The organism is Amycolatopsis sp. BJA-103, from assembly GCF_002849735.1.
GTDB lineage: Bacteria > Actinomycetota > Actinomycetes > Mycobacteriales > Pseudonocardiaceae > Amycolatopsis.
The window spans coordinates 7181675-7206468 of the sequence record NZ_CP017780.1; the positions used below are offsets into that span (position 1 = coordinate 7181675).

A 24794-nucleotide genomic window follows, 5' to 3' on the forward strand; every position below is an offset into this window, starting at 1 on the left:
CCACGTCGCATGCGGCGAAGGGCGCTTTCCCTGCGTGGCATGCGGCGAAGGGCGCTTTCCCTGCGTGGCATGCGGGCATGGTCCCCTTCAGCTCCCCAAACGCATCCAGAGGACTAAACGCGGGCAACCCCGGACACCACGACTTCCGCATGTCTTGAAGGCCACCTTGGGGGCGTTGAGCGTCTCAAAGGTGGCCTTCAGGGCATGCACCCCTCCCCGCCGAACTCGCGCGGGCAGCCCCCGCCGCTCCCAGGGGGGCGACCCCGGACCCAGCGTATCGGCGAGGGGCGTCGGGACCGGGCGAAAGCGGGGGTGGCGGGGTCGGTTGTCCACAACGGCGGGCGGGTGTGGACAACTGGCCGCAGGGGTTCCCAATGTCGCATTTGAGTCGCTGAGTGTCCCCAATGCGGCATTGGGGACGCCGGAGAGCAGAGCGAGAGAGGGCGTCAGCGGGTGGCGAGGAGTTCCGTCCAGCATTGGGCGAAATCGCCGTCGCCGGAGCGCGCCCATGACCACGCCGAGCGGGCGGCCGAGGCGAGTTGGTCGCGGTCCGGGGTGGTCGCGGTTTCCAGCGCCGTCACCAGGCGCGCCTCCACCGACGTCGCCAGCGCCCGGTACGTCGCGTCCGCGCGGTAGCGGATTTTCGTTCGCACGTCGGTGAAACCGGCGGCCGCGACCGCGGCGGGAATCGAGCGTCCGGCGAACGGATCGCCACCGGCGCGACGGCACAGCAGGTAGTGCCCGCGGAGGGCGGCGTCGACGTTCGCCGTCTTCGGCCGGAGCCGCGCCCGACTCCAGTCCGATGTGGACAGTGCGAGGGCACCGCCGGGTTTGAGCACCCGCCGCAGCTCTGCCAGGGCGGCACCCGGTTCCCTCAGGTACTCGAAGACGGCATGCGCGAAGACCACGTCGACCGAAGCCTCGGCGAACGGCAGCGCGCGAGCGTCAGCCCACAGAAAGTCCACTGTGGACTTTCTGTGCCCGTCGCCGATACCGAGGGTGATCGAACCCGGGCCGCAGCCGACGTCGACGACCCCCATCCCCGGCCCGAACAGCGGTTGCGCGAACACGGCCCGTTCGACCGCTTGGCGCGCTGACCGCGCGGACACCGCGGCGCGCGGCGTGTTTCCCTCCAGCACCCCGCACACAGTACGGCTCCGGGGTGGCAGGATCGAGGGGTGAGCACGCAGCCAGGCAACAAATATCCGTCCGCGGCGGTCCCGGACCGCCTGTTCGACGACGCCGAAGCCGAGGCCAGGTGGCGGGCCCGCTTCCACGCACCGCGCATCTCGGTCCCCGAGTGGGCCATCGACGCCCCGGACGCGAACATCTACGTCTCCAACGCCAGCGGCGTCTGGGAGGTCTACTCCTGGGACCGGTCGACCGGCGAGCACCGCCGCGTCACCGACCGCCCCGCCGGCACCATGCACGCGACCCCGTCCCCCGACGGCCGCTGGATCTGGTGGTTCAACGACACCGACGGCGACGAATTCGGTTCCTGGGTCCGCGAACCGTTCGCACCGGGAGCCGCCGCCGAGCGCGCGGTGCCGGACGTCCACGACGGCTACCCCGCCGGGCTCGAGATCGGCACCCGCGTGATCGCGGTCGGCGTTTCGACCGACGACGGCAGCGAACTCTTCGCCCATATCGACGGCGAGACCACCAGCTTCTACCGTCATGACGACGACGCCGGGATCTCCTCGCTCTCCCGCGACGAGTCGCGGCTCGTGATCTCGCATTCCGAGCACGGTGATTCGCGCCACCCCGCGCTGCGCGTCCTGTCGACCGACGGCTTCACCACGGTTGCCGACAAATGGGACGGCGAAGGCAAGGGCCTCGGCGCGCTCGAGTTCTCGCCGGTCGCGGGCGACCAGCGGTTGCTGGTGCTGCACGAGCGGCGCGGTCGCGAAGAACTGCTGATCTGGGACACCGCCGCGGACACCGAGCTGGAGATCGAGCTCGATCTGCCGGGCGAAGTGATCGCGGGCTGGTACCCGGACGCGCACGCGCTCCTCGTCGTCCACTTCCACCAGGGCCGCAGTTCCCTGCACCGCTACGACCTCGCGAGCGGCGGATTGTCCTCTTTGGACACCCCGCCGGGCCGGATCGGCGGCGCCGGGGTGCGGCCCGACGGCACCGTCGAGTATTCGTGGTCCAGTGCCGCGCGGCCGACCGCCGTCCGCGCCAGGACCGCGGACGGCACCGACTCGGTCCTCCTCGAACCGCCGGGCGAGCGGGCTCCGGAGTCAGCGCCGGTCACCGACGCGTTCGTCGACGGGATCGGCGGGCAGATCCACGCGCTCGTGTCCCGTCCCGCCGACGCGCCCGAAGGCCCGCTCCCGACGGTCTTCTCCCTGCACGGCGGGCCGCATTCGGCCGACGAAGACCGGTTCTCCGCCTACCGCGCCGTCTGGCTCGACGCCGGATTCGCCGTCGTCGAGGTCAATTACCGCGGCTCGACGGGCTACGGTTCCGCCTGGCGCGACGCGATCGAAGGACGTCCCGGCCTGACCGAACTCGAAGACGTCGCCGCCGTGCACGACTGGGCGGTCCAAAGTGGACTCGCGGATCCGGGTAAGTGCGTGGTGAACGGCGCTTCGTGGGGTGGCTACCTGAGCCTGCTGGCGCTCGGCACCCAGCCCGCGCGCTGGGCCGCGGGGATCGCCGGGGTTCCCGTCGCGGACTACGTCGCCGCGTACGAGGACGAGATGGAGCAGCTTCGCTCGTTCGACAGGGCGCTGTTCGGCGGTTCGCCGGAGACGGTGCCCGCGGTGTACCGGGAATGCTCGCCGATCACCTACGTCGAGGCCGTGACGGCGCCGGTGCTGGTGCTCGCCGGGGACAACGACCCGCGCTGCCCGATCCGGCAGGTCGAGAACTACCTCGACAGGCTCGAGAAGCGGGAGATCTCGTTCGAGTTCTACCGTTTCGACGCGGGCCACGGGTCGCTGGTGATCGCCGAGACGATCAAGCAGACGGCGATCGAGGTGTTCTTCGCGCTGAGGGCCGTCGGGCTTCGCTGACCCCGGCGAGCGGGGTCAGCGCTCGGAGAAGAGAGTCCCGCCGGACGCCCAGTGTTCGGCGGGAATCTCGTTGATGGTCACCCAGACACCTTCGGCCTTGCCACCGCAGGTGCGGACGAAGGCGTCGGTCACCTCGCGCACGAGGGCCTGCTTCTGTTCGGCCGTCCGGCCGGGGAACATCGAAACACTGATCATCGGCATGGCCGAACTCTAAAGCCCGCGGTCGTGCTTCCGGAGCCTGTCCACCGCGTAGGCGTCACCTTCGAAGGTGATCCGGGCGGCGTCGCGGCCGAAAACGAACAGCAGCAGTTCGATCGGCGCACCGACCACCGTCACCGTGTCGGGGCCTTCCTTGACCTGCGCTTCGTGGCCTTCGGGGTCTTCAGGATCACGCCGACCGGGGATTTCCGCAGGTTCAGCTTCGACGCCTGTTTCGCCGACTTCCACGCCGCCGCGTCCCGTGCGGGGTCCGCGGGACGGGGCTCCCAGCCGGGCTGCCCGCGACGGACGTCCTCGTGGTGGATCAGGAATTCCGCGCTGTTCGTCAGCTCGTCGACGGCGCCGATCGACGTCGGCCAGTACCAGGCGGGGCCGGACCGGACCTTGCCCACGACGTCGGCCCACGGCCGCGCGGCGTACGAGTCCTGCACCCGCTGCGTGTACGACGCCAGCGCGGGCACCAGGATCCCGGGCATCGCGTCCGGCCTGCGCTCACGCACCAGCAGATGCGCCGCGAGATCCCGCGTCTTCCAGCCCGTGCACAGGGTCGGCGCGTCCGGGCCGACCTCTTCGAAAAGCTCGCTCAACGCTTGACGTTCGTCTCCGGCGACTCCCATACCCCCCGACGTTACGCGCCGGTAGGGCCCGGGGAAATCCGGCGTGACGCAGGGCACCCGGCTCAGTGATGGAACGCCGTCCGCCGTCGCGGACCGTGGTCGAGCTCGGGCAGCAGGCGCCGGAGGTCGGCGAGCAGCAGATCCGCGAGGTCGTGGGTGAAACCGTTGCGCACCACGATCCTCAGCACCGCGAGATCGGTCCTGTTCTCCGGGAACGTGTACGCCGGGACAAGCCAGCCACGCTCGCGAAGGCGCCGTGACACGTCGAAGACGTCGAAGCCCTCGACGTCCGCCTTCGTCGTGAAGGCGAACACGGGCAACTGATCGCCGCGGGTGAGCAGCTCGAAGGGCCCCAATCCGGCGATCCCGTCGGCCAGCTGGGTCGCCACGTCACGCGAAGCCTGTTGCACAGCACGGAAACCTTCGCGTCCGAGCCGGACGAACGTGTAGTACTGCGCGGCCACCTCGGCGCCGGGGCGCGAGAAGTTCAGCGCGAAAGTCGGCATGTCGCCACCGAGGTAGTTGACGTTGAAGACGAGCTCTTCCGGCAACGCCGCCTTGTCCCGCCACACCACCCAGCCGACGCCGGGATAGACCAGCCCGTACTTGTGCCCGGAGGTGTTGATCGACGCCACCCTCGGCAACCGGAAGTCCCAGACCAGCTCCGGATCGAGGAACGGCGCGATCATCGCGCCCGAAGCGCCGTCGACGTGCACCGGAATGTCCCAGCCGGAACGTTCCTGGAGCCCGTCGAGCGCGGCCACGATCTCCGCGACGGGCTCGTAACTGCCGTCGAAAGTGGACCCGAGGATCGCGACGACGCCGATGGTGTTCTCGTCGCACCGGGCGATCGCCTCGTCGGCGGTGAGGTGGAAGCGGTCGCCTTCCATCGGCACCAGCCGCGGCTCGACCTCCCAGTACTCGCAGAACTTCTCCCAGCAGATCTGGACGTTCGCGCCCATCACCAGGTTCGGCTTGCCGGTGCGCCCGAGCTTCGACCAGCGGCGCTTCAGCGCCATCCCGGCGAGCATGCAGGCTTCCGAGGAACCGGTCGTGGAGCAGCCCATGATCGCGTTCTGATCGGGCGCGTGCCACAGGTCTGCGAGGATGTTCACGCAACGCCGCTCGAGCTCCGCCGTCTGCGGGTACTCGTCCTTGTCGATCATGTTCTTGTCGACGCATTCGGCCATCAGCTCGCGGGCCTGCGGCTCCATCCACGTGGTGACGAACGTGGCGAGGTTGAGCCGGGCGTTGCCGTCGAGCATCAACTCGTCGCGCACCAGCTGAAGCGCGGTGTCGGGCGGCAGCGGATCTTCGGCGAGGCTGTCGTGCGGGAGGCGGATGCTCGCGGCGAGCGCGGGGTACGCGCCGGCGTACAGCGGGTTGGTCCCGCCCTCGCGGTCCGGGTCGGTCGCTTTCCCCTTGTGCAGCACCATGGACCGAACGTAGCCCGGCGGCGTGGAACCGGCACGCGGACTCACCCCCCGCCAATGCAATGAAGGGGACTTTCATTGCAAATTTCGCAATGAAAGTCCCCTTCATTTCACGCGGCGCGGGCGTGACAGGGAGGGTCAGGCCTGCTGCGCCTGCCACATCCAGTGCGCCTTCTCGAGCTCCTGGGTGATCGCGATCAGGAGGTCCTGGGTCACCAGGTCGCTCTTGTCGGTCTCGTCGATGCGCTTGCGCAGCCGCTCGATCAGCGCCGCGAGGATGTCGACGATCGCGGCGACCGTGGACTCGACGGACTGCCAGTTGTCGGGATACGACGGGAGGCCGGAGCTCTCCACGACGGCCTTCGCCTGGCCGTTCGGCGAGACGCCGATGGCGTTGGCGCGCTCGGCGACGTCGTCGACGTACTGGCGCGCGGTGGCGACCAGCTCGTCGAGCTGCAGGTGCGCGCTGCGGAAGTTCGAGCCGACGACGTTCCAGTGGGCCTGCTTCGCGATCAGCGACAGATCCACCAGATCGACCAGCGTGGCCTGCAAGGCGTTACCGGTGATCTCCTTGTCGGCTTCGCTCAGCGGACTCTTGATCGGAGACTTGCCCATCTTCGGTGTTCCTTTCAGAAAATAGCCGGTTCGGGAGTGGACCTGCCGCGTCCGGGATCAGACCGACGCGGACAGCGCGACCTCGATGTTCCCGCGGGTCGCGTTCGAGTAGGGGCACACCTGGTGCGCCTGCTCGACGAGCTGATCGGCCTGCGCCTGCTCCAGGCCGGGAAGAGAAACGTTGAGTGCGACGCCCAGGCCGAAGCCCTCGCCCTGCTTGAGCACGCTGACCTCGGCGGTGACGGTCGAGCCGTCCAGTTTCACCTTCGCCTGGCGCGCGACGAGCTGCAGCGCGGAGTGGAAGCAGGCGGAGTAGCCGGCGGCGAAGAGCTGCTCGGGGTTGGTCTTGTCACCACCGGGTCCGCCCATCTCCTTCGGGATCGCCAGCGATTCGTCGATGACGCCGTCAGAGGACGTGACCTCACCGTTGCGGCCGTCGCCGCGAGCGGTGGCCACAGCGGTGTACAGAGCCTCAGCCATTCTTCGCCTACCTCCTGGTCTCAAGACACGCCCCGTTGAGCGTCTCTGTGGTGCCAACGTCCCGCAACCGCGAAACCTTGCCACCCCATGGCAGGCATCACTTCCGGGAATTACCCGGAAGAAGACCGAAGCAAACGAATCAGTGACCGGCGCGACTCAGCGCGAACTCGGCGACCTGGGTGCCGATCAGGCGGAGGGTGCGGACGGACTTGTCGTCGGAGGCGCCCCCGCCTTCGTCGAACTTGGTCTCCGCGGTGTTGATCGAACCACCCAAAGGGGTGGCCCAGCCGCGCAGCGCGTGCGTGATCGTGCGCAGCTGCTCCAGCGTGGTGACCGCGGCCTGCCAGCCGTACGCGACGGCGGCGAGGCCGACCGCGCGGCCGTCGAGGTACGGGCGGGCGTCTTCGCGCAGGTCTTCGACGTAGTCCAGGGCGTTCTTGACCAGGCCGGACAACGCGCCGTGATAGCCGGGCGAGACCACGATGATCCCGTCGGCGCGGCGGATCGCCTCGACCAGTCGCACGGCCTGTTCGTGCCGCTCTTCCAACGCGGTGTCGTAGAACGGCAAAACCAGCTCCGGCCCCGAGATGAGCTCGGTGGTGACCCCGGCTTCGGCCGCGCCGCCCAGAGCGATGCGCAGCGCGCGCTCGGATTGCGAGCCCTCCCGCAGAGAGCCGCCGATGCCGAGGACATGAACCGCGTTCGTCGAAGTCACGCTTTCGAGGCTAACCCCTCTACTTAAGTGGAGGACCAGGATCTGGAACGGAGGCCTGCGTCACACCCGTTCGCCGCAAAGGCCCGGTTCCCGCTGGACGGCATACCTACTCGAAAGTAACCTGGCGAGAAGCCCTCAGGAGGAAGCATGGCGATACCGCTCCAGATCCGTGCCGAAGCCGCGTTTTCGCAGCTGGCGTTCTGGCTCCCGAGGCCGGCCAGAAGGGCCATCGCCGGACCGCCGCTCCGCCTGGACGGGCAGGAGCTCGCGCTGGACGCCCAGCTCCTGCTTCGCCTGCAGAAGCTGGCGAAGGCATCGCTGGTGCGAGGGAGCGTCGAAGAGTCACGCAGCCTGCTCCTGGCGAGCAGGCACCTGGTCAGCGGGAAGATCATCGAGCCGGTCGCCACCAGGGAGCTGCTCATCCCGACGGGTGACGGCGACGTCCCCGCCACGCTCTACACCCCGGCCGGGCTGCCGGATCCGTCCGCGCTGCTGGTGTTCTTCCACGGCGGCGGCTGGGTGGTCGGCAGCCGCGTCTCCCACGACAACACCGTCCGATACCTGGCGAAACAGGCCGGCGTGCGGGTGCTTTCGGTGGAGTACCGGCTCGCGCCGGAAACGCAGTTCCCCGGCGCCACCGAAGACGCGATCGCGGCCTTCGAGTACGCCTTCGCGAAGGCGCGGGACCTGGGCGCCGACCCGGCCCGTATCGCCGTCGGCGGCGACAGCGCGGGCGGGAACCTCGCGGCGGTGACGGCGCAGCAGGCGGTGAAACGCGGCGGCGGGGTCCCGGCGTTCCAGCTGCTGTTCTACCCGGCGACCGATTTCACCGTGCGACGCCGTTCCCGGGAATTGTTCGCCGAGGACCTGTTCCTCACCGACTCGGATATGACCTGGTTCGAAGGGCATTACGTGCCGAAGGGCACCGATCTGTACAACCCGAAACTGTCGCCGCTGCACGGCGACGTTTCCGGATTGCCGCCCGCGTATATCGCGACCGCCGGTTTCGACCCGCTGCGCGACGAGGGCGAGGCTTACGCGGAGAAATTGCGGAAGGCCGGGGTTCCGGTGGCGCTCAGCCGCCAGCCGGACCTGATCCACGGGTACATCAACTTCCTCGGGGTCGGTCAGCGGTTCCGCGAGGCGACGGCCGAAGCGGCGGGCGCCCTGAGGCTGGGGCTCGCCCCGAAGTGACGGCCAGAGCCCGAGTGAGGAGAAATGTCCCCACTCGGGCTCCGGCCCCCATTTCGTGGCCCGCCGCCCTGCACGGCGAAACCAGACGACTCCTGACGGACTACGCCTGTCTCTCGGTAGCGCGTCAGCGCGACGAGAGACTTCATCCCGCGCCCCTATTACGGCGTGGGGAGCGGCACCGGCGGTATCGGCAGCGGCGGGACAGGGAGTCCGCCGAGCAGGCCGGCGAGGATGCCGGTCACCGCGGTCAACAGGGCTTTCACCAGGTCACTGACGATCTTCAACGGTCCGGGCAGGTCCGGGAGCGAGGGGATCGGCACCGGCAGCGGCGGGAGCTGGCGTGCCTTGGCCTTCGGGTCGGCCAGCAGCCTGCTCGATTCGTCGGAACGACCCTTGGCCAGGTCGCCGAGCTTCTGTGTTTCGGTCTGGATCTGGTAGCGCTTGCCTGCGGCGATGTCACCGAGGACGGGGCTCAGCTTGTCCAAGTCCGCCCGCGTCTTGGAGACGTCACCGGCATAGGCGACCTTGGTGAGCCCGTCCCGCATCTGCAGCACCTGAGCGGCGAGTGCCTGCGTGTTCGACGAACCCTTTCCACCATCGGTACTAGCCGTTGCGGCGCCGGCTGAGGCCACCGCCAACAGACTGCCTGCGGCGACCGCGGCAATCGTCCGGGCAATGTTGCCTTTCATTCCCTTACCTCCTGGCCTCTGGGACCTGACGAGGTCAATCGATACCCGCCGTATCGGCCGAACACCACCCGATCACCGGTTTGCACCGTTTTCTAACCCTTACGTGCCGGATTCATTCCCGGCGAAGAACCCCGCAATTGATTAACGACAAAATCTTGTGCGTCCCCCTGAAGATCATCCTTTTCCCACAATTTTATGACCACCTGTTACCGGTCGACACGGCAGAACGGTTCGTTCACCCACAGTGGTGTAAATGGTGATCGTTTGGCTTCATCACTCCGTCGGACAAGCGTGTCGCACTGCTCCACTCGGGTTGTCCCCCACGCACGCCACGCCACCTTCTGGTTTCACATGCGAGTGGGGACATGAAAACGCACCCGGTGCGCGGGGGATGACGCGCGCCGGGTGCGTTCGGTGGTGGGAGCAGCCTCTCGAAGAGGTCGTTCTACTTGCGGAAGGCGTCCGCGACCTTGTCGCCGAGGTCCTTGTCGACGTTCCGCCAGTACTCGAAGACGCGCTCGAGCACCGGCTGCGACACGTCGTTCGAAGCGTGGCCGATGATGTTGTTCGCGAGCCGCTCACGCTGCTCGTCGTCCATCACCTCGCGCACGAGCGTGCCCGGCTGGCCGAAGTCGTCGTCCTCGGCGTGGAGCTTGTACGCCGACCGGATGACCTCGTCCTCGACGCCGTAGCCCGACGCGGTCTCGGAGGCGATCTCCGCGTTCGCGTGCGGGCCGCCCTTGGAGTTCGGCGCGTACACCGGGTCGCCCGGGTTGTTGTAGCGCATCGCGCCGTCGCGCGAGTAGCTGTTCACCGGGGACTTCGGCGCGTTGACCGGCAGCTGCGTGTAGTTCGCGCCGATCCGGTAGCGGTGCGCGTCCGGGTACGCGAACAGGCGGCCCTGCAGCATCTTGTCCGGCGACGGGCCGATGCCCGGTACCAGGTTGGACGGCTCGAACGCGGCCTGCTCGATCTCCGCGAAGTAGTTCGCCGGATTGCGGTCGAGCACCCAGCGGCCGACCTTGATCAGCGGGTAGTCGCCCTTCGGCCACACCTTGGTCAGGTCGAACGGGTTGAAGCGGTAGTCCGCGGCCTCGGCGTAGGGCATCACCTGGACGTACAGCGTCCAGCTGGGGTGATTGCCCTTCTCGATGTTCTTGAACAGGTCGCGGATGTAGTAGTCCGAGTCCTCGCCCGCGATACGGTCCGCGTCGGCCTGGGGCAGGTAGCCGATGCCCTGGTCGGTCTTGAAGTGGTACTTGACCCAGAACTTCTCGCCGCCCGCGTTCTCCCACAGGTAGGTGTGCGAGCCGAAGCCGTCCATCTCGCGCCAGTTCGACGGGATGCCGCGGTCGCCCATCAGCCAGGTGACCTGGTGTGCCGACTCGGGCCGCAGCGTCCAGAAGTCCCACTGGATGTCGTGGTCGCGCAGGTGGTTGTCGGCGCGGCGCTTCTGCGAGTGGATGAAGTCCGGGAACTTGATCGGGTCGCGGATGAAGAACACCGGCGTGTTGTTGCCGACGAGGTCGTAGTTGCCCTCGGAGGTGTAGAACTTCACCGCGAACCCGCGCGGGTCGCGCCACGTGTCGGGCGAGCCGTTCTCCCCCGCGACCGACGAGAAGCGGACCAGGCTCTCGGTGCGCACGCCGGGCTGGAAGAGCGCGGCCTTCGTGAACTGGCTGATGTCCTCGGTGACCTCGAGGAAGCCGTGCGCGCCGCCGCCCTTGGCGTGGACGACGCGTTCGGGCACGCGCTCACGGTTGAACTGGGCGTTCTTCTCGATCAGGTAGTGGTCCTGGAGCAGGATCGGACCGTTGGCACCCAGCGTCAGCGAGTCGTTGTCGCTCGCGACGGGGATACCCACGTTGTTCGTGGTCGGCAAGGTCACGCCGGTGCCTCCTGTTTCGTGGTGGTACCGCCACCCTCTCGCTTATTCTGGAATCAGTCAAGAAAACACCCCGGACCGGGTGACCACCGGCGGGAAAAAAACTTGCACGCGCGTACCAGGTTAAGTTCTCATCGGACGTATGGCCCTCGCTCCGTACCGTCGCGTGTTAGCCGTGCCCGGGGTTCCCAGCTCGATGATGCTGATGTTCCTGGCCCGGCTCCCGATGACGGCCATGGGCGTGACGATGACGCTCTACGTGGTCAACGACCTCGGCCGCGGCTACGGCGAGGCCGGGCTGGTCGGCGCGGCCACCACGCTCGGCAGCGCGATCGGGGCGCCGCTCGTCGGCCGGTACGTCGACCGCTACGGGCTGCGGCCGGTGGTTGCGATCTGCGGCCTGGCCTCGACGACCTTCTGGATCAGCGCGCCGCATCTGCCGTATCAAGTGCTGCTGGCGGTCGCGCTCCCCGCGGGTGTGCTGTCGGTGCCCGCCGGGACGCTGGCGCGACTGGTGCTCACCGCGCTCGTGCCGCTCGAGCAGCGGCGGGCGGCCTACTCGCTGGACACGATCCTGGTGGAAGCGTCGTTCATGATCGGGCCGTCGGCCGGGATCATGGCGATCACGCAACTGCCCGCGGTGTACGCGCTCACCGGCATCGGGATCTGCTTCGCGCTTTCGGCGACGCTGATCTACCGGCAGAACCCGCCGATCCGCGCCGAGGCCGACGCCGAGGTGTTCACCGGCGAGCGGCCGCCCGTGCGGAGCTGGCTCACCGGACGGCTCGTGATGGCGATGTTCATCGCCGCCGGCGCGCTGTTCTGCCTGGTCGGGATGGAGCTCGCCGCACTGGCGACGGTGCGCGCGAGTGGCGACATCGCCTGGTCCGGGCTGCTGATCACGTTGATGTGCATCGCTTCCGTGCTCGGCGGGGCGATACACGGGGCCGTCCGGCGGTCGCTTTCGCAGGGCACGCTGATGGTGCTGCTCGCGGTGCTCACGCTGCCGGTCGGGCTGGTCGACCACCCGTGGTGGCTGCTGGCGATCGTGCTCTTCCCGAGCAACGTGCTGTGCGCGCCGACGCTCGCGGCGAGCACCGAGACGGTCAGCGCGGCGGCGCCACCGCGGGTGCGCGGCGAGGCGATGGGGCTGCTGGACGCGGCCAGCCGGATCGGGCTGGCGATCGGGAGCCCGATCATCGGGTATGTGATCGATCACTCCAGCCCGGGCTGGGGGTTCGCGGCCTCGGCGATCGGAGCGCTGGCGATCGCCTCGCTCGGCCTGTTCTGGCGACGGTCCCGCACCCCGGCCGCCCCGGCGCCCGCACTCGCCTCCCCCTGACGCGTTTCGTCCTCTGGTTGCGGTGGTTCGAGAGCGAACCACCGCAACCAGAGGACGAATTGCGGAGAGGGGGTTAAGCGCAGACCTTGCGCAGGGCGTCGACCCGGTCGATGTTGCGTTTGGTCCAGTCCGCGATCTTGCCCGCGTCCTGGATGTTCTCCTTCTGGGCCTGCAGGTACGAGTCGGCCATGCCGGTGAGCGCGCCCGCCACGTCCTGCTCGCCGACGCTGGACGCCAGCTCACGCAGGCGCTTCTCCTTGTCCGCGGCCCGCTCCTTGAGCGTCGCCGGGTCCGGATTGAGGTCGGTGAGGCTGAGCGCCTCGGCGCACGCGCCGACCTTCGTCGCGGCCTTGTTCGTCTGGTCGATGGCGTTCGTGACCTCGCTGCAGCCGGCCAGCGCGAGTCCGGCGGCCGCCATGAGCGCCGCGATTCCCAACCTCTTCATGAGATCCAGGGTAGCGATTTCGTGGGTGGTACGTCGGGTTCCCCTGACCACCACCCACGAACCGCCCGGTAACTCAGCCCTTCACGCAGACGACCTGCTTCAGGTGCGCGACCACCTCGACGAGGTCGGTCTGCGCCTTGATCACCGTTTCGATGTCCTTGTACGCGGCCGGGATCTCGTCCACCACACCGGAGTCCTTGCGGCATTCCACCCCGGCGGTCTGCGCGGCGAGGTCTTCGGCGGTGAACAGCTTCTTGGCCTTGTTCCGCGACATCCGGCGGCCCGCGCCGTGCGACGCGGACTGGAAGGACGACGTGTTCCCGAGACCGCGCACGATGTACGAACCGGTGCCCATGCTGCCCGGGATGATCCCGAGGTCACCCGAACCCGCGCGGATCGCGCCCTTGCGGGTCACCAGCAGTTCGACACCGTCGTAGGTCTCTTCGGCGACGTAATTGTGGTGGCAGCTGATCGCGTCGTCGAACGTCGTCTGCGGGACGACGTCCTTCAACGCCTGCTTGACGAGCGCGACCATGGTGGCGCGGTTGCGCGCCGCGTAGTCCTGCGCCCAGAACAGGTCGCGCCGGTACGCCTGCATTTCCGGCGTACCGGCGACGAACACCGCGAGGTCCGGATCCGGCAGGTCCGCGTTGTGCGGCAGCTTCCGCGCGACGGCCATGTGCCGTTCGGCGAGTTCCTTGCCGATGTTGCGCGAACCCGAGTGCAGCATCAGCCAGACACGGCCTTCGTCGTCGCCGCCCTGTTCGAGGCAGACCTCGATGAAGTGGTTGCCGCCACCGAGACTCCCGATCTGGCGGGCGGCGCGGTCGTGCAGCTCCTGGACGCCGGCGTGCAGGTCGCCGAAGGACTTCCAGAACGCGTCCCAGCCACCGACACCGTGCACCTTCGCCGGGTTCACCGGGGTCTTGTGCAGGCCGAAACCGACCGGGACGGCCGACTCGATCCGGCGGCGGAGCTTCAGCAGGTCGTCGGGCAGATCGGCGGCGGTGAGCGAGGTCCGCACCGCGCTCATCCCGCAGCCGATGTCCACGCCGACGGCGGCCGGGGACACGGCGTCGCGCATCGCGATCACGCTGCCGACGGTCGCGCCCTTGCCGTAATGGACGTCGGGCATGACCGCGACGCCGTGCACCCACGGCAGGTTGGCGACGTTGTGCAGCTGTCGCATGGCTTGGTCCTCGACCGACGTGGGGTCGGCCCACATCCGGATCGGAACCCGCGAGCCTTCGACCGCCGTGTACATGACTTTCCCTTCGTGGAAAACGTTTTGTCGCCCTTGAGCATGCACGGGCCGAACGAACCGGACAAGGCAATTACCGCCATCCACAGTGGACAGTCCACAAGCGACCACCACGGGTGAGGTGATGTTCATCGCGAAGTCTTCGATCGTATTCGAAAAGAGATCGGTCATGACAGGTGCTTCGGGCACAATGAGCGCTCGGTGTCGGGGGTACACCAACTCTGGGGAAGGTCCGTTTCACAGTGAAGTCTTTACGTGGGCTGCTCGCTGCCGTCCTGCTGGCGGGATTCCCGCTGCTCGTGCTGGCGTTCGTGGGCGGGATCGTGACGCTCGAGGTGCTGGCGCTGCGCCACAACGTTTTCGCGGCGGTGAAGCTCGGCATCGTCACCGTCCCGGTCGGCTGGATCCTGCTCAAGACCCTGCTCACGGTCGAGCGGGCGACCGGCGACGACCTGCCCGGCGTCGAGGTGACGCCGGAGGACCAGCCCGCGCTCTGGGCGCTGGTCCGGGAGCTGGCGGACGAGGCGGGCACCCGGCCGCCGGACGAGATCTATCTCGACGCGGACGTGAACGCCGCGGTCACCGAGCGGACCTCGTGGCTCGGGCTGCGGGTGCTGCGCCGTCGGATGATCATCGGTGTCCCCCTGATCATGGGTCTGCGCCAGGACCAGTTCCGGGCGGTGCTCGCGCATGAGCTGGGCTACTACGGCAACAAGGACACGCGGTTCTCCGCGCTGACCTATCGCGGGCGCAAATCCATCGCGAGAGTCGTCAGCGGCCTCGGCCGCGAAGGCTACTTCGAGCGCTTCGTCGGCTGGCTCTTCAAGCAGTACGCGAAGCTGTACTTCGTCGTCTCGATGAGTGTCTGCCGAGCCCAGGAACTCGCGGCCGACGCCGTCTCCGCGCGGCTCGCCGGGACCGACGCGGCGACCTCGGCCCTGCGTGAGATCGAAGCGCTGGCCGTCACCTGGCGGCTCTTCATGAACAACTACGCCGCCATCGGCTGGGACGCGGGCTACCTCCCGGACCGGTTCGGCGAGGGCTACCGCGCACTGCTCACCGACCCGAGGAGGGCGGAGCAGATGGAGGAGATGCGGCGGAACCCGCCGGAGGACAAGACCTCGCGGTGGGACACGCACCCGGCGACCCGGGACCGCGTCGCGACGCTCGAGGCCGGGGCCCGGATCCCGGTCCGCTCCGGCGGCGGGCACCCGGCGGCCGACCTGCTGACCGGCGCCGAGAAGATGCTCGACAGGGCGCTGTTCACCGTCTTCTCCGACGAGGCGCTGGCGATGCGGCGGACCGACTGGCCATCCTTGGTCGCCATCGGCCGTCGTCACGTCGCGGCCGAAGCGGCCGCCGAGATTCTGGGCGAACGCACCCTCGACATGGCGCTGGACCTGCTCGACGCGGGCAGGCACGAGGAACTCGCCGACCCCGCCGACACCGCTGCGAAACCGCCCGCCGGCGCCGGACCCCGTGCCCGCCGGGAGTTCGCCGCCGTCTCCGTCCGCAGGCGGGTGGGGATCGTGGTCCACGCGGCCCTCACCGACGTCGGCGTGGCGCGATGGTCGCTGTCGTGGTCCGGACCGGCGCCGTTCACCGTGGACGAGCCGCTGGACGAGCGGCTGCCGTCCGCGCTCGACAAGGCCACCGCCGCCGAAGCCGACACCGCGCCGCTGCGCGCGCTGCTGACGGCCGCCGGGGTGTCCGCCGGCTACCGGCCGTCTCCCACTCTTGTTCGTTCTTAAGGAGTTTCGATGCTTTGGCTGCTCAAGTCCCGTGAACGCAAGGCCGTCTTCGCGATGATGAAGGAGGCGAAACGACGCGGCGTCGAGATCGACGAACTCAAGAACGTGCTGACGCCGGAAGAGTTCGCCGCGCTCTTGCCGCAGGAGAAGCCCAAGTTCAAGGGCAGGATCCCGGACGTCACGCGCTGGGGGCTCCCGGCCGACGGCGAGGTGTCGACCAAGGAGTACTGGACCGACGAAGAAGTGCTCGCGGTCCAGGAGTCGACCGCGCGGGGTGAATGGGAAGGCGCCGCCGCACTGCTGGCGTCGACCTGGGGGAACTGGGATCGCCGCAACCTGGTGAACGGCGCGCTCGGCGAAGCCGCCGCGCAGGACGACGAATGGCTGCGGGCGTGGCGCAAGGCCCGCCCCGGTGACCCGGGCGCCGCGCTCGTCAACGCGGAATCGCTGGTGCACGTGGCGTGGGAGGTGCGCAGCGGCCTGCAGGCGAAACACGTCACCGAGGAGCAGTTCGCCGCGTTCTTCCGGGTGCTGGAGCAGGCCGAGGAGGCCGTGCGCGAGGCGTCCGCGCTCGCCCCCGAGGACCCGACGCCGTGGGTGACCGCGCTCGCGATCGCGATGGGACGGCAGTACGAAAACGACCAGTACCTGGAGATCTGGGCGGAACTCGCCGGACGCGACCCGCAGCACCGCGGGGCGCACACGCGGGCACTGCAGTACTGGTGCGCGAAGTGGTTCGGCTCGAACGAGCGGATGTGGGAGTTCGCCGAGACCGCCGCGGCGAAGTCGCCGAAGCTGGCCCCGCTGCTGCTGATCGCCGCGCACGAATCCGAGTTCCAGGACACTCCCGCGTGGCGTGACCCGCGGGTCGCCGGCGCGCTCGACGGGATCGTGGCCTGGCTGAACGGCGAAGGGCGCGATCACCCGGCGACGCGAGGAGACCGGGCGTACGCGGCGAAGGCGCTCGTGGAGAACGGGCGCTTCGACGAAGCCGTCGAGCAGTTCCGGTTCTTGGGGACCCGGGCCGACAGCGGGGTGTGGGCCTACAGCGGGGACGCGCGGGGCGAGTTCCTGGCGACGCGGTACGCGGCCTGCGCCGGGGCCACGAAGCCCTGACCACTCCGCGCGCGTCTAGTCCTCTAGTTGCGGTCGGTTTCCCGGTCGCGTGCAATGAAAGGCCCGTTACTTGCAAAATTTGCAAGTAACGGGCCTTTCACAGCGTCCGGTGCGTCAGGAGTTCGCGATCAGTTCCGCGATCTGTACCGCGTTGAGCGCCGCGCCCTTCCGCAGGTTGTCGTTCGACAGGAACAACGCCAGACCGCGACCGCCGTCGACGCCCGGGTCCGTCCGCAGCCGCCCGACGTAGGACGGGTCCTGGCCCGCGGCCTGCAGCGGGGTCGGGATCTCGGACAGCTCCACGCCGGGGGCGCCGGTCAGCAGTTCGGTCGCGCGGGCGACCGAAAGCGCCTGCGAGAACTCCGCGTTGATCGAGATCGAGTGCCCCGAGAACACCGGCACCCGCACGCAGGTGCAGGAAACGCGCAGCTCCGGGATGCTCAGGATCTTGCGGCTCTCGTTGCGGAACTTCTTCTCTTCGTCCGTCTCGAACAAGCCGTCGTCCACAATGGACCCGGCGAGCGGGAGGACGTTGTGCGCGATGGTCCGCGCGTACTTCTTCGGCTCGGGGAAGGTCACCGCCGCGCCGTCGTGGGTCAGCGCGCCCGCGTTCGGCGCCGCCGCGGCGAGCTGGCCTTCCAGCTCCTCGACACCGGCGAGCCCGCTGCCGGACACGGCCTGGTAGGTGCTGGCGACCAGCCGGACCAGTCCGGCCTCGGCGTGCAGCGGCTTGAGCACCGGCATCGCGGCCATCGTGGTGCAGTTGGGGTTCGCGATGATCCCCTTGCGTGCTTCCTTGATCGCCTCCGGGTTGACCTCGCTGACGACCAGCGGGACCTCGGGGTCCATCCGCCAGGCCGACGAGTTGTCGATCACCGTCGCGCCCGCCGCGGCGAACCGCTCCGCCTGCGCCTTGGAAGTCGAGCCACCGGCGGAGAACAGCGCGATGTCCAAACCGGACGGATCGGCGGTCGTCGCGTCCTCGATGACGATTTCCCGATCCTGCCAAGAAAGCTTGGAACCGGCGGACCGCGCCGAAGCGAAGTACCGCATCTCGGCGACCGGGAAACCCCGTTCGGCCAGCAGACGGCGCATGACCGCGCCGACCTGGCCGGTCGCCCCGACGACCCCTACCCGCAAACCGTTCGACATCAGCGACCACTCCCCGCGTAGACGACGGCTTCTTCGTCGCCGCCGAGTTCGAATGCCTCGTGGATCGCTCGCACCGCGTCGTCGAGCTGCGAGTCCCGGATCAGCACCGAGATCCGGATCTCCGAGGTGTTGATGATTTCGATGTTCACGCCCGACTGCGCGAGCGCCTCGCAGAACGTCGCCGTGACACCGGGGTGCGAACGCATCCCCGCGCCGACGAGCGACACCTTGCCGACGTGGTCGTCGTAGAGGACCGACTCGAAACCGATCTCGTCCTTGATCTTCTCCAGCGACTGCACGGCCTTGGCACCGTTGGCCTTCGACAGCGTGAAGGTGATGTCGGTGCGGCCGGACGACGTGCTGGACACGTTCTGCAGCACCATGTCGATGTCGATCTCGTTGTCGGCGATCACCCGGAAGATCCTGGCCGCGGCGCCGGCGGTGTCGGGCACGCCGGTCACCGTGATCTTGGCTTCGGAGCGGTCGTGCGCCACACCGGTGATCAACGCTTGTTCCACGGGGATCTCCTCGATAGAACCGGTCACCGTGGTGCCCGGCTTGTCACTGTAGGAAGAACGGACTCGGATCGGGACGCCGTAGCGGCGCGCGTACTCCACCGAGCGCAGGTGCAGGATCTTCGAGCCGCTCGCGGCCAGCTCCAGCATCTCCTCGTAGGCGATGGTGTCGAGCTTGCGGGCGTCGGGCACGACGCGGGGATCGGCGGTGTACACACCGTCCACATCGGAATAGATCTCGCACACGTCGGCGTTCAGCGCCGCGGCCAGCGCGACGGCGGTGGTGTCCGAACCGCCGCGGCCGAGGGTGGTGATGTCCTTGGTGTCCTGCGACACGCCCTGGAACCCCGCCACCAGCGCGATGTAGCCCTGGTCGAGGGCTTCCGTCACGCGGCTGGGGCTGACATCGATGATCCGCGCGTTGCCGTGCACCGACGTCGTCACCACCCCTGCCTGCGAACCGGTGAACGACCACGCCTCCGCGCCCTGCGCGGAGATCGCCATGGCGACGAGCGAGTTCGAGATGCGCTCACCCGCGGTGAGCAGCATGTCCATCTCACGCTCCGGCGGGGCCGGGTTGACCTGCTGAGCCAGGTCGAGCAGCTCGTCCGTCGTGTCGCCCATGGCGGAGCAGACGACGACGACGTCGTTGCCCGCCTTCTTGGTGGCGACGATGCGTTCCGCGACGCGTTTGATCCGGTCGGCACTTTCCAGCGACGAACCGCCGTACTTCTGGACCACGAGGGCCACGCCCGAACCTCCTCGACGGGCCGGGCGGCTCCATGGTGGGCACCGAAGGAGCCCCCGCGTCCCTTATTTGAGCGAAAGCCTACCGGGGACACGCACGCCCGCCACCGTCGTAAGTGGGCCTGACCACTACTTCGAGGACTTCTCGAAGTAAATCTTCCTTAACACCAACGAAATAGTCGGAGGGCTTTCACTTTAGTGACGGAGAGCACCCCCTTGTTAAGGTCCGGCGGTGCACAAGCCCGCCGAAACAAGTACCCCGATCGCGTCGATCATGGCCGCCAGGTGGAGTCCTCGCGCCTACGACGAGGCCGCCGTCGTCACCGAAGACCAGCTTCGCGCACTGCTCGAGGCGGCCCGCTGGGCACCGTCCTTCGGCAACACCCAGCCCGCCCGCTACCTGGTCGGCCTGCGTGGCACGCCGTCGTTCGACCGGATCCTCTCGACGCTCAACTCGGGCAACCGCGACTGGGCCCATCGCGCCGGTCTGCTGCTGATCGGCGTGATGGTGACCACGAACGAGAAGGGCGACGTCCCGTACGCCGAGTACGGACTGGGTCTCGCGAGCGAGAACCTCGTGCTCCAGGCCGTCGAACTCGGCCTGATCGCGCACCAGATGGCGGGCTTCTCCGCCGAAGCGGCGAAGGACTTCTTCGGGCTCCCCGACGACGTCGTCCCGAAGGTCGCCATCGCCGTCGGCTCCCCCGCCGACCCGTCGGTACTCGAGGAGGACTGGCGGATCGAGCGCGAGAAGGCGCCACGTGAGCGGGTCTCGCTGGCGGAATTCGCCTACACCGACACCTGGGGCGCGAGCGCTTTCTCCGAGTGAGGGAGCCAGCGCAGAGCGAGACCTCCCAGCGCGACGTGCAGCAGGCTCAGCACCGCGACGGCGGTGTGCAGGCCCGAGACGAAGGCCTCCTTCGCGTCAGTGGCGGCGGCGGGCGCGATACCGGGCAGCTGGAGGGTTCCGTCGAGGGTGGGCGCGAGATCCGGACCGGCCAGGCGGAACACCAGCGCGGCGAGTGACCCCATGAGCGCGATCCCCAGCGCGTTGCCGATCTCGTTGCCGGTTTCGGCGATGGCGCCCGCCGCTCCGGCCCGTTCGGCGGGCACCGCGGCGACGGCCGTGTCGGCCACGACGCTGAACGAGATGCCGTAGCCGACACCGGCGACCACCGTCGAAGCGACGTACCAGCCCACCCCGCCCGTGACGCCGGTCATGAGCAACAGCGCCAGCCCGGCGGCGATGGAGAAGTGGCAGCCGACCAGCGCCGCGCGCTTGCCGATCCGCTCGACCAGAGCCGGGGTGACCACGCACATGATCGTGAGGACGGCCGCCCCGGGCAGCGCCAGGAGGGCCGCGTGCAGGACGGGCAGCCCCAGCACGGACTGCAGGTGGATCCCGGACAGGTACGCGGCCGCCGACCAGGCCGCCAGCGGCAGGAATCCGGTGACGATCGCGATCGTGAAGACACGGTCACGGAACAGGGAGAAGTCGATGAGCGGATGGTCGAGACCTCGCTGACGCCGGGCGAACCACACCAGCAGCAGGGCGCCTGCGATTCCCGCGGAGACCGCGACGGCGGACAGACCGTCGGCCGCCACGTGCTTGATCCCGTAGATCGCGAGCAGGAGACCGGCGGCGGAGAGCACCACGCTCAGCGTGTCGACGCGCCCCTTCCCGGTGGCCCGCACCTCGCGGAGCAGCACCGGCGCGAGCAGCAGGAACACCGCGATCACCGGCAGGTTGACCAGGAAGACCGAACCCCACCAGAACCGCTCCAGCAGGACCCCGCCGACGACCGGCCCGATCGCGAAACCGGCGGCGAACGCGGCCGCGAAGACACCGATGGCCTGCGCGCGTCGCCGCGGATCGGGGAACAGTTCGCTCAACACCGCCAGCGCCGAAGGCAGCAGAGTCGCGCCTGCCAGCCCCATCAGCGCGCGGAACGCGATCAGCAGCTCCGGGCCCGGGGCGAACGCCGCGGCGGTCGAGGCCGCACCGAAGACGGCGGCACCGATCATCAGCAGTTTCAGCCGCCCGTACCGGTCGCCGAGGTTGCCGAACGCGATCAGCAGCGAGCCGACCGCGAAGCCGTAGACGTCCAGGATCCACAACGCCTGGTCGGCCGTCGGGGCGAGTGCCTGGCTGATCCTGGGCATCGCGAGGAACAGGATCGACCCGTCCATGGAAACCAGGAACACCGGGCAGAGGATCACCAGCAGGCCGAACCAGGCCCGGGTGTGCGGTCGTGTCATGCCCTCGACGCTGCACCGGCTTCGGGCGGGCAGCCATCCCCGTGCCGTGGGTACACCCAGCGGGTACACCCACGCGGCCGCGCGAAAACCTAGGCTCGGGGTCATGGAAAGCCTCGGCGTTTACCTCAAGAGCCGTCGTGACCGGGTGACTCCCGCCGAGATCGGCCTGCGCACCTACGGCACCTCCCGCCGCGTGCCCGGACTGCGCCGCGAGGAACTCGCCCAGCTCGCCGGAGTGAGCGCCGGGTACTACACACGGCTCGAACAGGGTCTGGCCGAGACCGCTTCACGGCAGGTGCTCGACGCGCTCGCCCGAGCACTCCGGCTCGACGACGTCGAGACCGGTCACCTGCACAACCTCGCCCGGCAGGCCGCGCTGCCGAAGTTGTCCGACCCCGGTCCGGAGGACCCGCACCCCCGGGTCCTCGCGCTGCTGGAGAACCTCGGCGAGGCCGTGCCCGCGCTCGTTTTCGGCCGTCGCGGCGACGTCCTCGCGTGGAACCACGCCGGGCACACGCTCATGGCCGAGCACCTCGACTTCGACGCGCCGGGCGATCCGGACCGGCGGCCGTCCCTCCCGCGCCTGTTCTTCCTCGACCCGCTCACCCGCGACCTGCACCGCAACCGTGCCGAACTCGCGCCCATCCACGTCGCCTACCTGCGGCTCACCGCCGGCCGCTACCCCACGGACGCCCGTCTCGCCGGGCTCATCGGCGAACTTTCGATGCGCAGCGACGAGTTCGCGACGCTCTGGGCGACCGGTGACGTCGCCGACTGCACCGTCGGCGCCATGCACCTCCAGCACCCCACGGTCGGTGCGGTGAGCGTCGACTACCAGGTGTGGCTCCAGCCCGACAGCCCCGACCACCGGCTCGAGATCTACACGCCGAAGGACCCGGGCTCCGCCGACGCGCTGAAGATCCTGACCCAATTCGATCGCTAATCTGGGGTCTTGGGGGCTTTACGCAGTCTCGTCCGCAACGAATCACGCACGATGAAAGGCCTCTGGCTGTATCTGAGAGGCCGCAAAGACGGAGTCACCGAGGACACCGTGGCGGTGCCGTACGGCTCCGACGGCAAACCGATCTTCATCGTTCTCGCCGTGGTGAGCGCCTTCGAAGCGGGTCTTTTCTGGCTACTCGACTTCGGCCTGGTCGTCGACCTGCTGCTGCTCGTTCTGGGCGTGTACTCGGCACTACTCGTCTTCGGCGTCTACGCGGGCACCGTGGTCCGGCCTCACGTGATTTCTTCGTCTGAAGTGCGAGTGCGCTACAGCTCGTTCTACGACGTGAGAATCCCGAGGGAGAACATCGTCGGCCTGCGGCATTCGAAGGAAAGCCACGATCCCGCCAAGGCCAAGGCGTTCCGCGACGGAACCTGGCTCAGCCATGACAATTCCTACGAGACGACTCTGGTCGCGGAACTACGCGAGCCGATCACGGTGACCAGGCCGTTGGGGAAGACCGAGACCGTCCGTGTCGTGAAGTTCACCGCGGACGACCCGAAGGCCGCCGTCGAGGCATACGAACGTCTCGCGGTCAGCTGAGCCGGTACGTCCTGGCCACGATGGCACGGGCGAGCTCGGTGACGGTCTCGTTCCGGGCGAAGGCGTGGGCGCGGATGAGCGCCAGGGCGTCGGCCGCCGAGCAGTCGTGGTTGGCCATCACCACCCCGGTGGCCTGGTGTGTCACGACGCAGACGTCGACGTCGCCGAACAGGGGATGCACCGGCAAGCCGTCGTCACCGTCGAGCCGGATACCCGGGTCCAACGCGGTGCCGGTCAGCGCTCCGGCGAGGACCTCCAGCGACCGGGCCACCTCGGCGTCCGGTGCGGGCTCGGACCGGTACGCGGTGAGGCTGCCCATCGGCACCCCGTCCAGGCCCAGCGGCGCCGAAACCACCGCCCGGACCCCGATTTCCCGCACCGCGGGCCCGAACTGCGGCCACCGGCTCACGAGTTCCGGTTCGCCGCAGACCCCCGGTTTCAGGGGCGTTCCCCGGGAAGGTCCTTCGCCGAGGCTGTATTCGAGGTCGTGCGCCCTGGCGGCGATGGGATCGGACACCACGACCGACGCCTCGGTCCCGTCCGTGGTGAACAAGGCCACCGCCAGACTCCGGATGCCGGACGTCTCGGCGGCCGCCGTCATGAACGCCGGGGGCAGGACGGCCGGCTCCTGCGGCCGGTCCGCCCAGCGCCCGACGGCGTCGAGGTAGCCGGTGTGCAGATCCGCCGCTGCCCGGTGCTTGTGTTCGGTGGCGCGGTGCAGTTCCGCCATCCGCACGTGGAAGGGCCGCATCGACGCGGAAGCCGTCTCCGTCAGGCATTCGTGCCGCCGGGCCACGGCCGCCGCGCGATCCGCCCGCCCGCGCTCGGTTTCGATCAGCCTGCGCAGGGCCGGGGGGTCGTATCGACCACCGGTGCCGTCCCACATGGGCTGAGCGTACGCCCGCGCCGGGCGTGCCGAAGTGACCCGAACGGCTGAGCCATTACGGGTTCCCCCTCGTCATGCGGAGGACTAGCGTTGATTTCCCAGCGCCCTCGACACTGCAAGTCCGCAGGAAGGCCGGATTCTGATGCAGGATCGCGAAAGATGGGTCGCCGACACGTTGGTGGAGCTGGCCGACACTTTGGCACCCGCGCTCGACCCGAAGAGTTATTGGCTCTGTGTGGCGAACCGCTACGCACAACTGATCGCCTCGTCAGCTGTCCGGCTGGCCGCGGCCGGCGACCGCGCCGACCGGCCGATCGTGGTGTGCACCGACGAACGGCTCGAACATCCGCCACTCGGTGACGTCCTCGCCGAGGAGGGCCCTGGCATCGACTGTCATGACAACGACGAGCCGGTCGTCAACGTACCCCTCGACGGGGCGGAAGCACGCTGGAACCGGCTGGCCCCGGCCGCCCTCGAACTCGGCTTCCGATCGGTACACGCGTTCCCGTTCAGCCGACGCGAAAACGTCCTCGGCGAGGTCACGATCCTGACCACGGAAGCCTCGTCACTGCCGGCGGCCGACCTGCTGATCGCGATCGCCTTCGCCGACGCGGCGGCGATCGGCATGCTCAACCACCGCGCGATCGCCGGCCTGACCAGGACCTCCGAGCAACTGCAGGGAGCGCTGGACAGCCGGGTGATCATCGAGCAGGCGAAGGGCCTGGTCTCCGCCCGGCTGGAAATCGACCCGACCGACGCGTTCCTCGTGTTGCGCCACTACGCGCGCGGCCACAACCGCCGGATCAGCGAACTGTGCGAACAACTGGTCAGCCGCCGCATGACGGTGTCGGATCTCGTGGGTTCGGTCCCCAAACGCGCGCTACGACCGAGTACCAGGCGCTGA

General features: G+C 68.8%; 23 protein-coding genes and 1 pseudogene. 9 read left to right on the plus strand and 15 right to left on the minus strand.

Annotated elements, in window-relative coordinates; genetic code table 11:
- Positions 1-446 precede the first annotated feature (446 nt).
- Positions 447-1139: a methyltransferase domain-containing protein gene (locus BKN51_RS31935; RefSeq protein WP_101611155.1), complete on the minus strand. Its 693-nt coding sequence runs from the start codon at positions 1137-1139 to the stop codon at positions 447-449.
- Between the two features lie 39 nt (positions 1140-1178).
- Between BKN51_RS31935 and BKN51_RS31940 the strand changes: the two genes are divergently transcribed.
- Positions 1179-3023 carry a prolyl oligopeptidase family serine peptidase gene (locus tag BKN51_RS31940; RefSeq protein ID WP_101611156.1) on the plus strand — a complete coding sequence of 615 codons (1845 nt, stop codon included), beginning with the start codon at positions 1179-1181 and terminating at the stop codon, positions 3021-3023.
- 15 nt (positions 3024-3038) lie between these two features.
- Here BKN51_RS31940 and BKN51_RS31945 read toward each other — a convergent pair whose 3' ends face one another.
- From BKN51_RS31945 to BKN51_RS31970, 6 genes and pseudogenes are all read right to left on the minus strand, one after another.
- Positions 3039-3224 carry a 2-hydroxymuconate tautomerase gene (locus tag BKN51_RS31945; RefSeq protein ID WP_101611157.1) on the minus strand — a complete coding sequence of 62 codons (186 nt, stop codon included), beginning with the start codon at positions 3222-3224 and terminating at the stop codon, positions 3039-3041.
- A gap of 9 nt (positions 3225-3233) precedes the next feature.
- A pseudogene (locus tag BKN51_RS31950) lies at positions 3234-3859 on the minus strand (TIGR03085 family metal-binding protein).
- Between the two features lie 62 nt (positions 3860-3921).
- A complete protein-coding gene (locus BKN51_RS31955) occupies positions 3922-5295 on the minus strand; it encodes a glutamate decarboxylase (protein ID WP_101613580.1) in 1374 nt (457 codons plus the stop codon).
- Between the two features lie 135 nt (positions 5296-5430).
- Positions 5431-5907 (minus strand): Dps family protein, encoded by a 477-nt coding sequence (locus BKN51_RS31960; protein ID WP_101611158.1) that lies wholly within the window; start codon positions 5905-5907, stop codon positions 5431-5433.
- A 57-nt stretch (positions 5908-5964) separates the two neighbouring features.
- Positions 5965-6387, minus strand: a complete 423-nt coding sequence (locus BKN51_RS31965) for an organic hydroperoxide resistance protein (protein WP_076156049.1) — start codon at positions 6385-6387, stop codon at positions 5965-5967.
- A gap of 139 nt (positions 6388-6526) precedes the next feature.
- The gene (locus BKN51_RS31970) at positions 6527-7102 is read right to left on the minus strand and encodes an NADPH-dependent FMN reductase (RefSeq protein WP_101611159.1); all 576 of its coding nucleotides are present in this window, start codon (positions 7100-7102) and stop codon (positions 6527-6529) included.
- A gap of 147 nt (positions 7103-7249) precedes the next feature.
- Here BKN51_RS31970 and BKN51_RS31975 point away from each other — a divergent pair, with 147 nt between their 5' ends.
- Positions 7250-8296 (plus strand): alpha/beta hydrolase, encoded by a 1047-nt coding sequence (locus tag BKN51_RS31975; RefSeq protein ID WP_101611160.1) that lies wholly within the window; start codon positions 7250-7252, stop codon positions 8294-8296.
- 158 nt (positions 8297-8454) lie between these two features.
- Here the strand turns inward: BKN51_RS31975 and BKN51_RS31980 are convergent, their stop codons facing one another.
- Complete coding sequence (locus tag BKN51_RS31980) at positions 8455-8985, minus strand: hypothetical protein (RefSeq protein ID WP_101611161.1); 531 nt, start codon at positions 8983-8985, stop codon at positions 8455-8457.
- Between the two features lie 445 nt (positions 8986-9430).
- Positions 9431-10873: a catalase gene (locus tag BKN51_RS31985; protein ID WP_101611162.1), complete on the minus strand. Its 1443-nt coding sequence runs from the start codon at positions 10871-10873 to the stop codon at positions 9431-9433.
- Between the two features lie 193 nt (positions 10874-11066).
- Between BKN51_RS31985 and BKN51_RS31990 the strand changes: the two genes are divergently transcribed.
- Positions 11067-12212 carry an MFS transporter gene (locus BKN51_RS31990; protein ID WP_101613581.1) on the plus strand — a complete coding sequence of 382 codons (1146 nt, stop codon included), beginning with the start codon at positions 11067-11069 and terminating at the stop codon, positions 12210-12212.
- 73 nt (positions 12213-12285) lie between these two features.
- Here BKN51_RS31990 and BKN51_RS31995 read toward each other — a convergent pair whose 3' ends face one another.
- Together BKN51_RS31995 and BKN51_RS32000 are read right to left on the minus strand one after the other, a co-directional pair.
- Positions 12286-12657, minus strand: coding sequence for a hypothetical protein (locus BKN51_RS31995; protein WP_101611163.1), 372 nt, complete (start codon positions 12655-12657; stop codon positions 12286-12288).
- A gap of 73 nt (positions 12658-12730) precedes the next feature.
- Entirely contained in the window at positions 12731-13921 is a 1191-nt protein-coding gene (locus BKN51_RS32000) for an RtcB family protein (protein ID WP_101611164.1), read from the minus strand.
- A 239-nt stretch (positions 13922-14160) separates the two neighbouring features.
- On the opposite strand from BKN51_RS32000, the gene BKN51_RS32005 reads away from it, so the two are divergent.
- Together BKN51_RS32005 and BKN51_RS32010 are read left to right on the plus strand one after the other, a co-directional pair.
- Positions 14161-15669, plus strand: a complete 1509-nt coding sequence (locus BKN51_RS32005) for a M48 family metallopeptidase (protein ID WP_101611165.1) — start codon at positions 14161-14163, stop codon at positions 15667-15669.
- Positions 15670-15678: 9 nt separating this feature from the next.
- Positions 15679-16785 (plus strand): DUF4034 domain-containing protein, encoded by a 1107-nt coding sequence (locus BKN51_RS32010; protein WP_101611166.1) that lies wholly within the window; start codon positions 15679-15681, stop codon positions 16783-16785.
- A gap of 114 nt (positions 16786-16899) precedes the next feature.
- Here BKN51_RS32010 and BKN51_RS32015 read toward each other — a convergent pair whose 3' ends face one another.
- Entirely contained in the window at positions 16900-17937 is a 1038-nt protein-coding gene (locus tag BKN51_RS32015) for an aspartate-semialdehyde dehydrogenase (protein ID WP_101611167.1), read from the minus strand.
- On the minus strand, positions 17937-19202 hold the full coding sequence (locus BKN51_RS32020) for an aspartate kinase (protein ID WP_101611168.1): 1266 nt from the start codon (positions 19200-19202) through the stop codon (positions 17937-17939). The genes BKN51_RS32015 and BKN51_RS32020 overlap by 1 nt, the downstream gene beginning before the upstream one ends.
- A gap of 229 nt (positions 19203-19431) precedes the next feature.
- Between BKN51_RS32020 and BKN51_RS32025 the strand changes: the two genes are divergently transcribed.
- A complete protein-coding gene (locus BKN51_RS32025) occupies positions 19432-20028 on the plus strand; it encodes a nitroreductase family protein (protein WP_168214432.1) in 597 nt (198 codons plus the stop codon).
- Here BKN51_RS32025 and BKN51_RS32030 read toward each other — a convergent pair.
- A complete protein-coding gene (locus BKN51_RS32030) occupies positions 19989-21458 on the minus strand; it encodes an MFS transporter (protein ID WP_101611169.1) in 1470 nt (489 codons plus the stop codon). The genes BKN51_RS32025 and BKN51_RS32030 overlap by 40 nt on opposite strands.
- Positions 21459-21561: 103 nt before the next feature.
- Here BKN51_RS32030 and BKN51_RS32035 point away from each other — a divergent pair, with 103 nt between their 5' ends.
- Both BKN51_RS32035 and BKN51_RS32040 read left to right on the plus strand, forming a co-directional pair.
- Complete coding sequence (locus BKN51_RS32035) at positions 21562-22401, plus strand: helix-turn-helix transcriptional regulator (RefSeq protein WP_101611170.1); 840 nt, start codon at positions 21562-21564, stop codon at positions 22399-22401.
- Positions 22402-22452: 51 nt separating this feature from the next.
- Complete coding sequence (locus tag BKN51_RS32040; RefSeq protein ID WP_101611171.1) at positions 22453-23004, plus strand: hypothetical protein; 552 nt, start codon at positions 22453-22455, stop codon at positions 23002-23004.
- On the opposite strand, the gene BKN51_RS32045 is transcribed toward BKN51_RS32040, so the two are convergent.
- On the minus strand, positions 22997-23890 hold the full coding sequence (locus BKN51_RS32045) for an ANTAR domain-containing protein (protein ID WP_101611172.1): 894 nt from the start codon (positions 23888-23890) through the stop codon (positions 22997-22999). The two genes, BKN51_RS32040 and BKN51_RS32045, sit on opposite strands and share 8 nt — an antisense overlap.
- A gap of 142 nt (positions 23891-24032) precedes the next feature.
- On the opposite strand from BKN51_RS32045, the gene BKN51_RS32050 reads away from it, so the two are divergent.
- On the plus strand, positions 24033-24794 hold the full coding sequence (locus tag BKN51_RS32050) for an ANTAR domain-containing protein (RefSeq protein ID WP_101611173.1): 762 nt from the start codon (positions 24033-24035) through the stop codon (positions 24792-24794).

Coding starts and splice junctions, on each gene's coding strand:
- BKN51_RS32015 (WP_101611167.1), bottom strand. CDS start 17,937: ATGTCGAACGGTTTGCGGGTAGGGGTCGTCGGGGCGACCGGCCAGGTC.
- BKN51_RS32035 (WP_101611170.1), top strand. CDS start 21,562: ATGGAAAGCCTCGGCGTTTACCTCAAGAGCCGTCGTGACCGGGTGACT.
- BKN51_RS32050 (WP_101611173.1), top strand. CDS start 24,033: ATGCAGGATCGCGAAAGATGGGTCGCCGACACGTTGGTGGAGCTGGCC.
- BKN51_RS31945 (WP_101611157.1), bottom strand. CDS start 3,224: ATGCCGATGATCAGTGTTTCGATGTTCCCCGGCCGGACGGCCGAACAG.
- BKN51_RS32030 (WP_101611169.1), bottom strand. CDS start 21,458: ATGACACGACCGCACACCCGGGCCTGGTTCGGCCTGCTGGTGATCCTC.
- BKN51_RS32040 (WP_101611171.1), top strand. CDS start 22,453: ATGAAAGGCCTCTGGCTGTATCTGAGAGGCCGCAAAGACGGAGTCACC.
- BKN51_RS32045 (WP_101611172.1), bottom strand. CDS start 23,890: ATGTGGGACGGCACCGGTGGTCGATACGACCCCCCGGCCCTGCGCAGG.
- BKN51_RS31975 (WP_101611160.1), top strand. CDS start 7,250: ATGGCGATACCGCTCCAGATCCGTGCCGAAGCCGCGTTTTCGCAGCTG.
- BKN51_RS32010 (WP_101611166.1), top strand. CDS start 15,679: ATGCTTTGGCTGCTCAAGTCCCGTGAACGCAAGGCCGTCTTCGCGATG.
- BKN51_RS31990 (WP_101613581.1), top strand. CDS start 11,067: ATGATGCTGATGTTCCTGGCCCGGCTCCCGATGACGGCCATGGGCGTG.
- BKN51_RS31995 (WP_101611163.1), bottom strand. CDS start 12,657: ATGAAGAGGTTGGGAATCGCGGCGCTCATGGCGGCCGCCGGACTCGCG.
- BKN51_RS32000 (WP_101611164.1), bottom strand. CDS start 13,921: ATGTACACGGCGGTCGAAGGCTCGCGGGTTCCGATCCGGATGTGGGCC.
- BKN51_RS31955 (WP_101613580.1), bottom strand. CDS start 5,295: ATGGTGCTGCACAAGGGGAAAGCGACCGACCCGGACCGCGAGGGCGGG.
- BKN51_RS31960 (WP_101611158.1), bottom strand. CDS start 5,907: ATGGGCAAGTCTCCGATCAAGAGTCCGCTGAGCGAAGCCGACAAGGAG.
- BKN51_RS31980 (WP_101611161.1), bottom strand. CDS start 8,985: ATGAAAGGCAACATTGCCCGGACGATTGCCGCGGTCGCCGCAGGCAGT.
- BKN51_RS31965 (WP_076156049.1), bottom strand. CDS start 6,387: ATGGCTGAGGCTCTGTACACCGCTGTGGCCACCGCTCGCGGCGACGGC.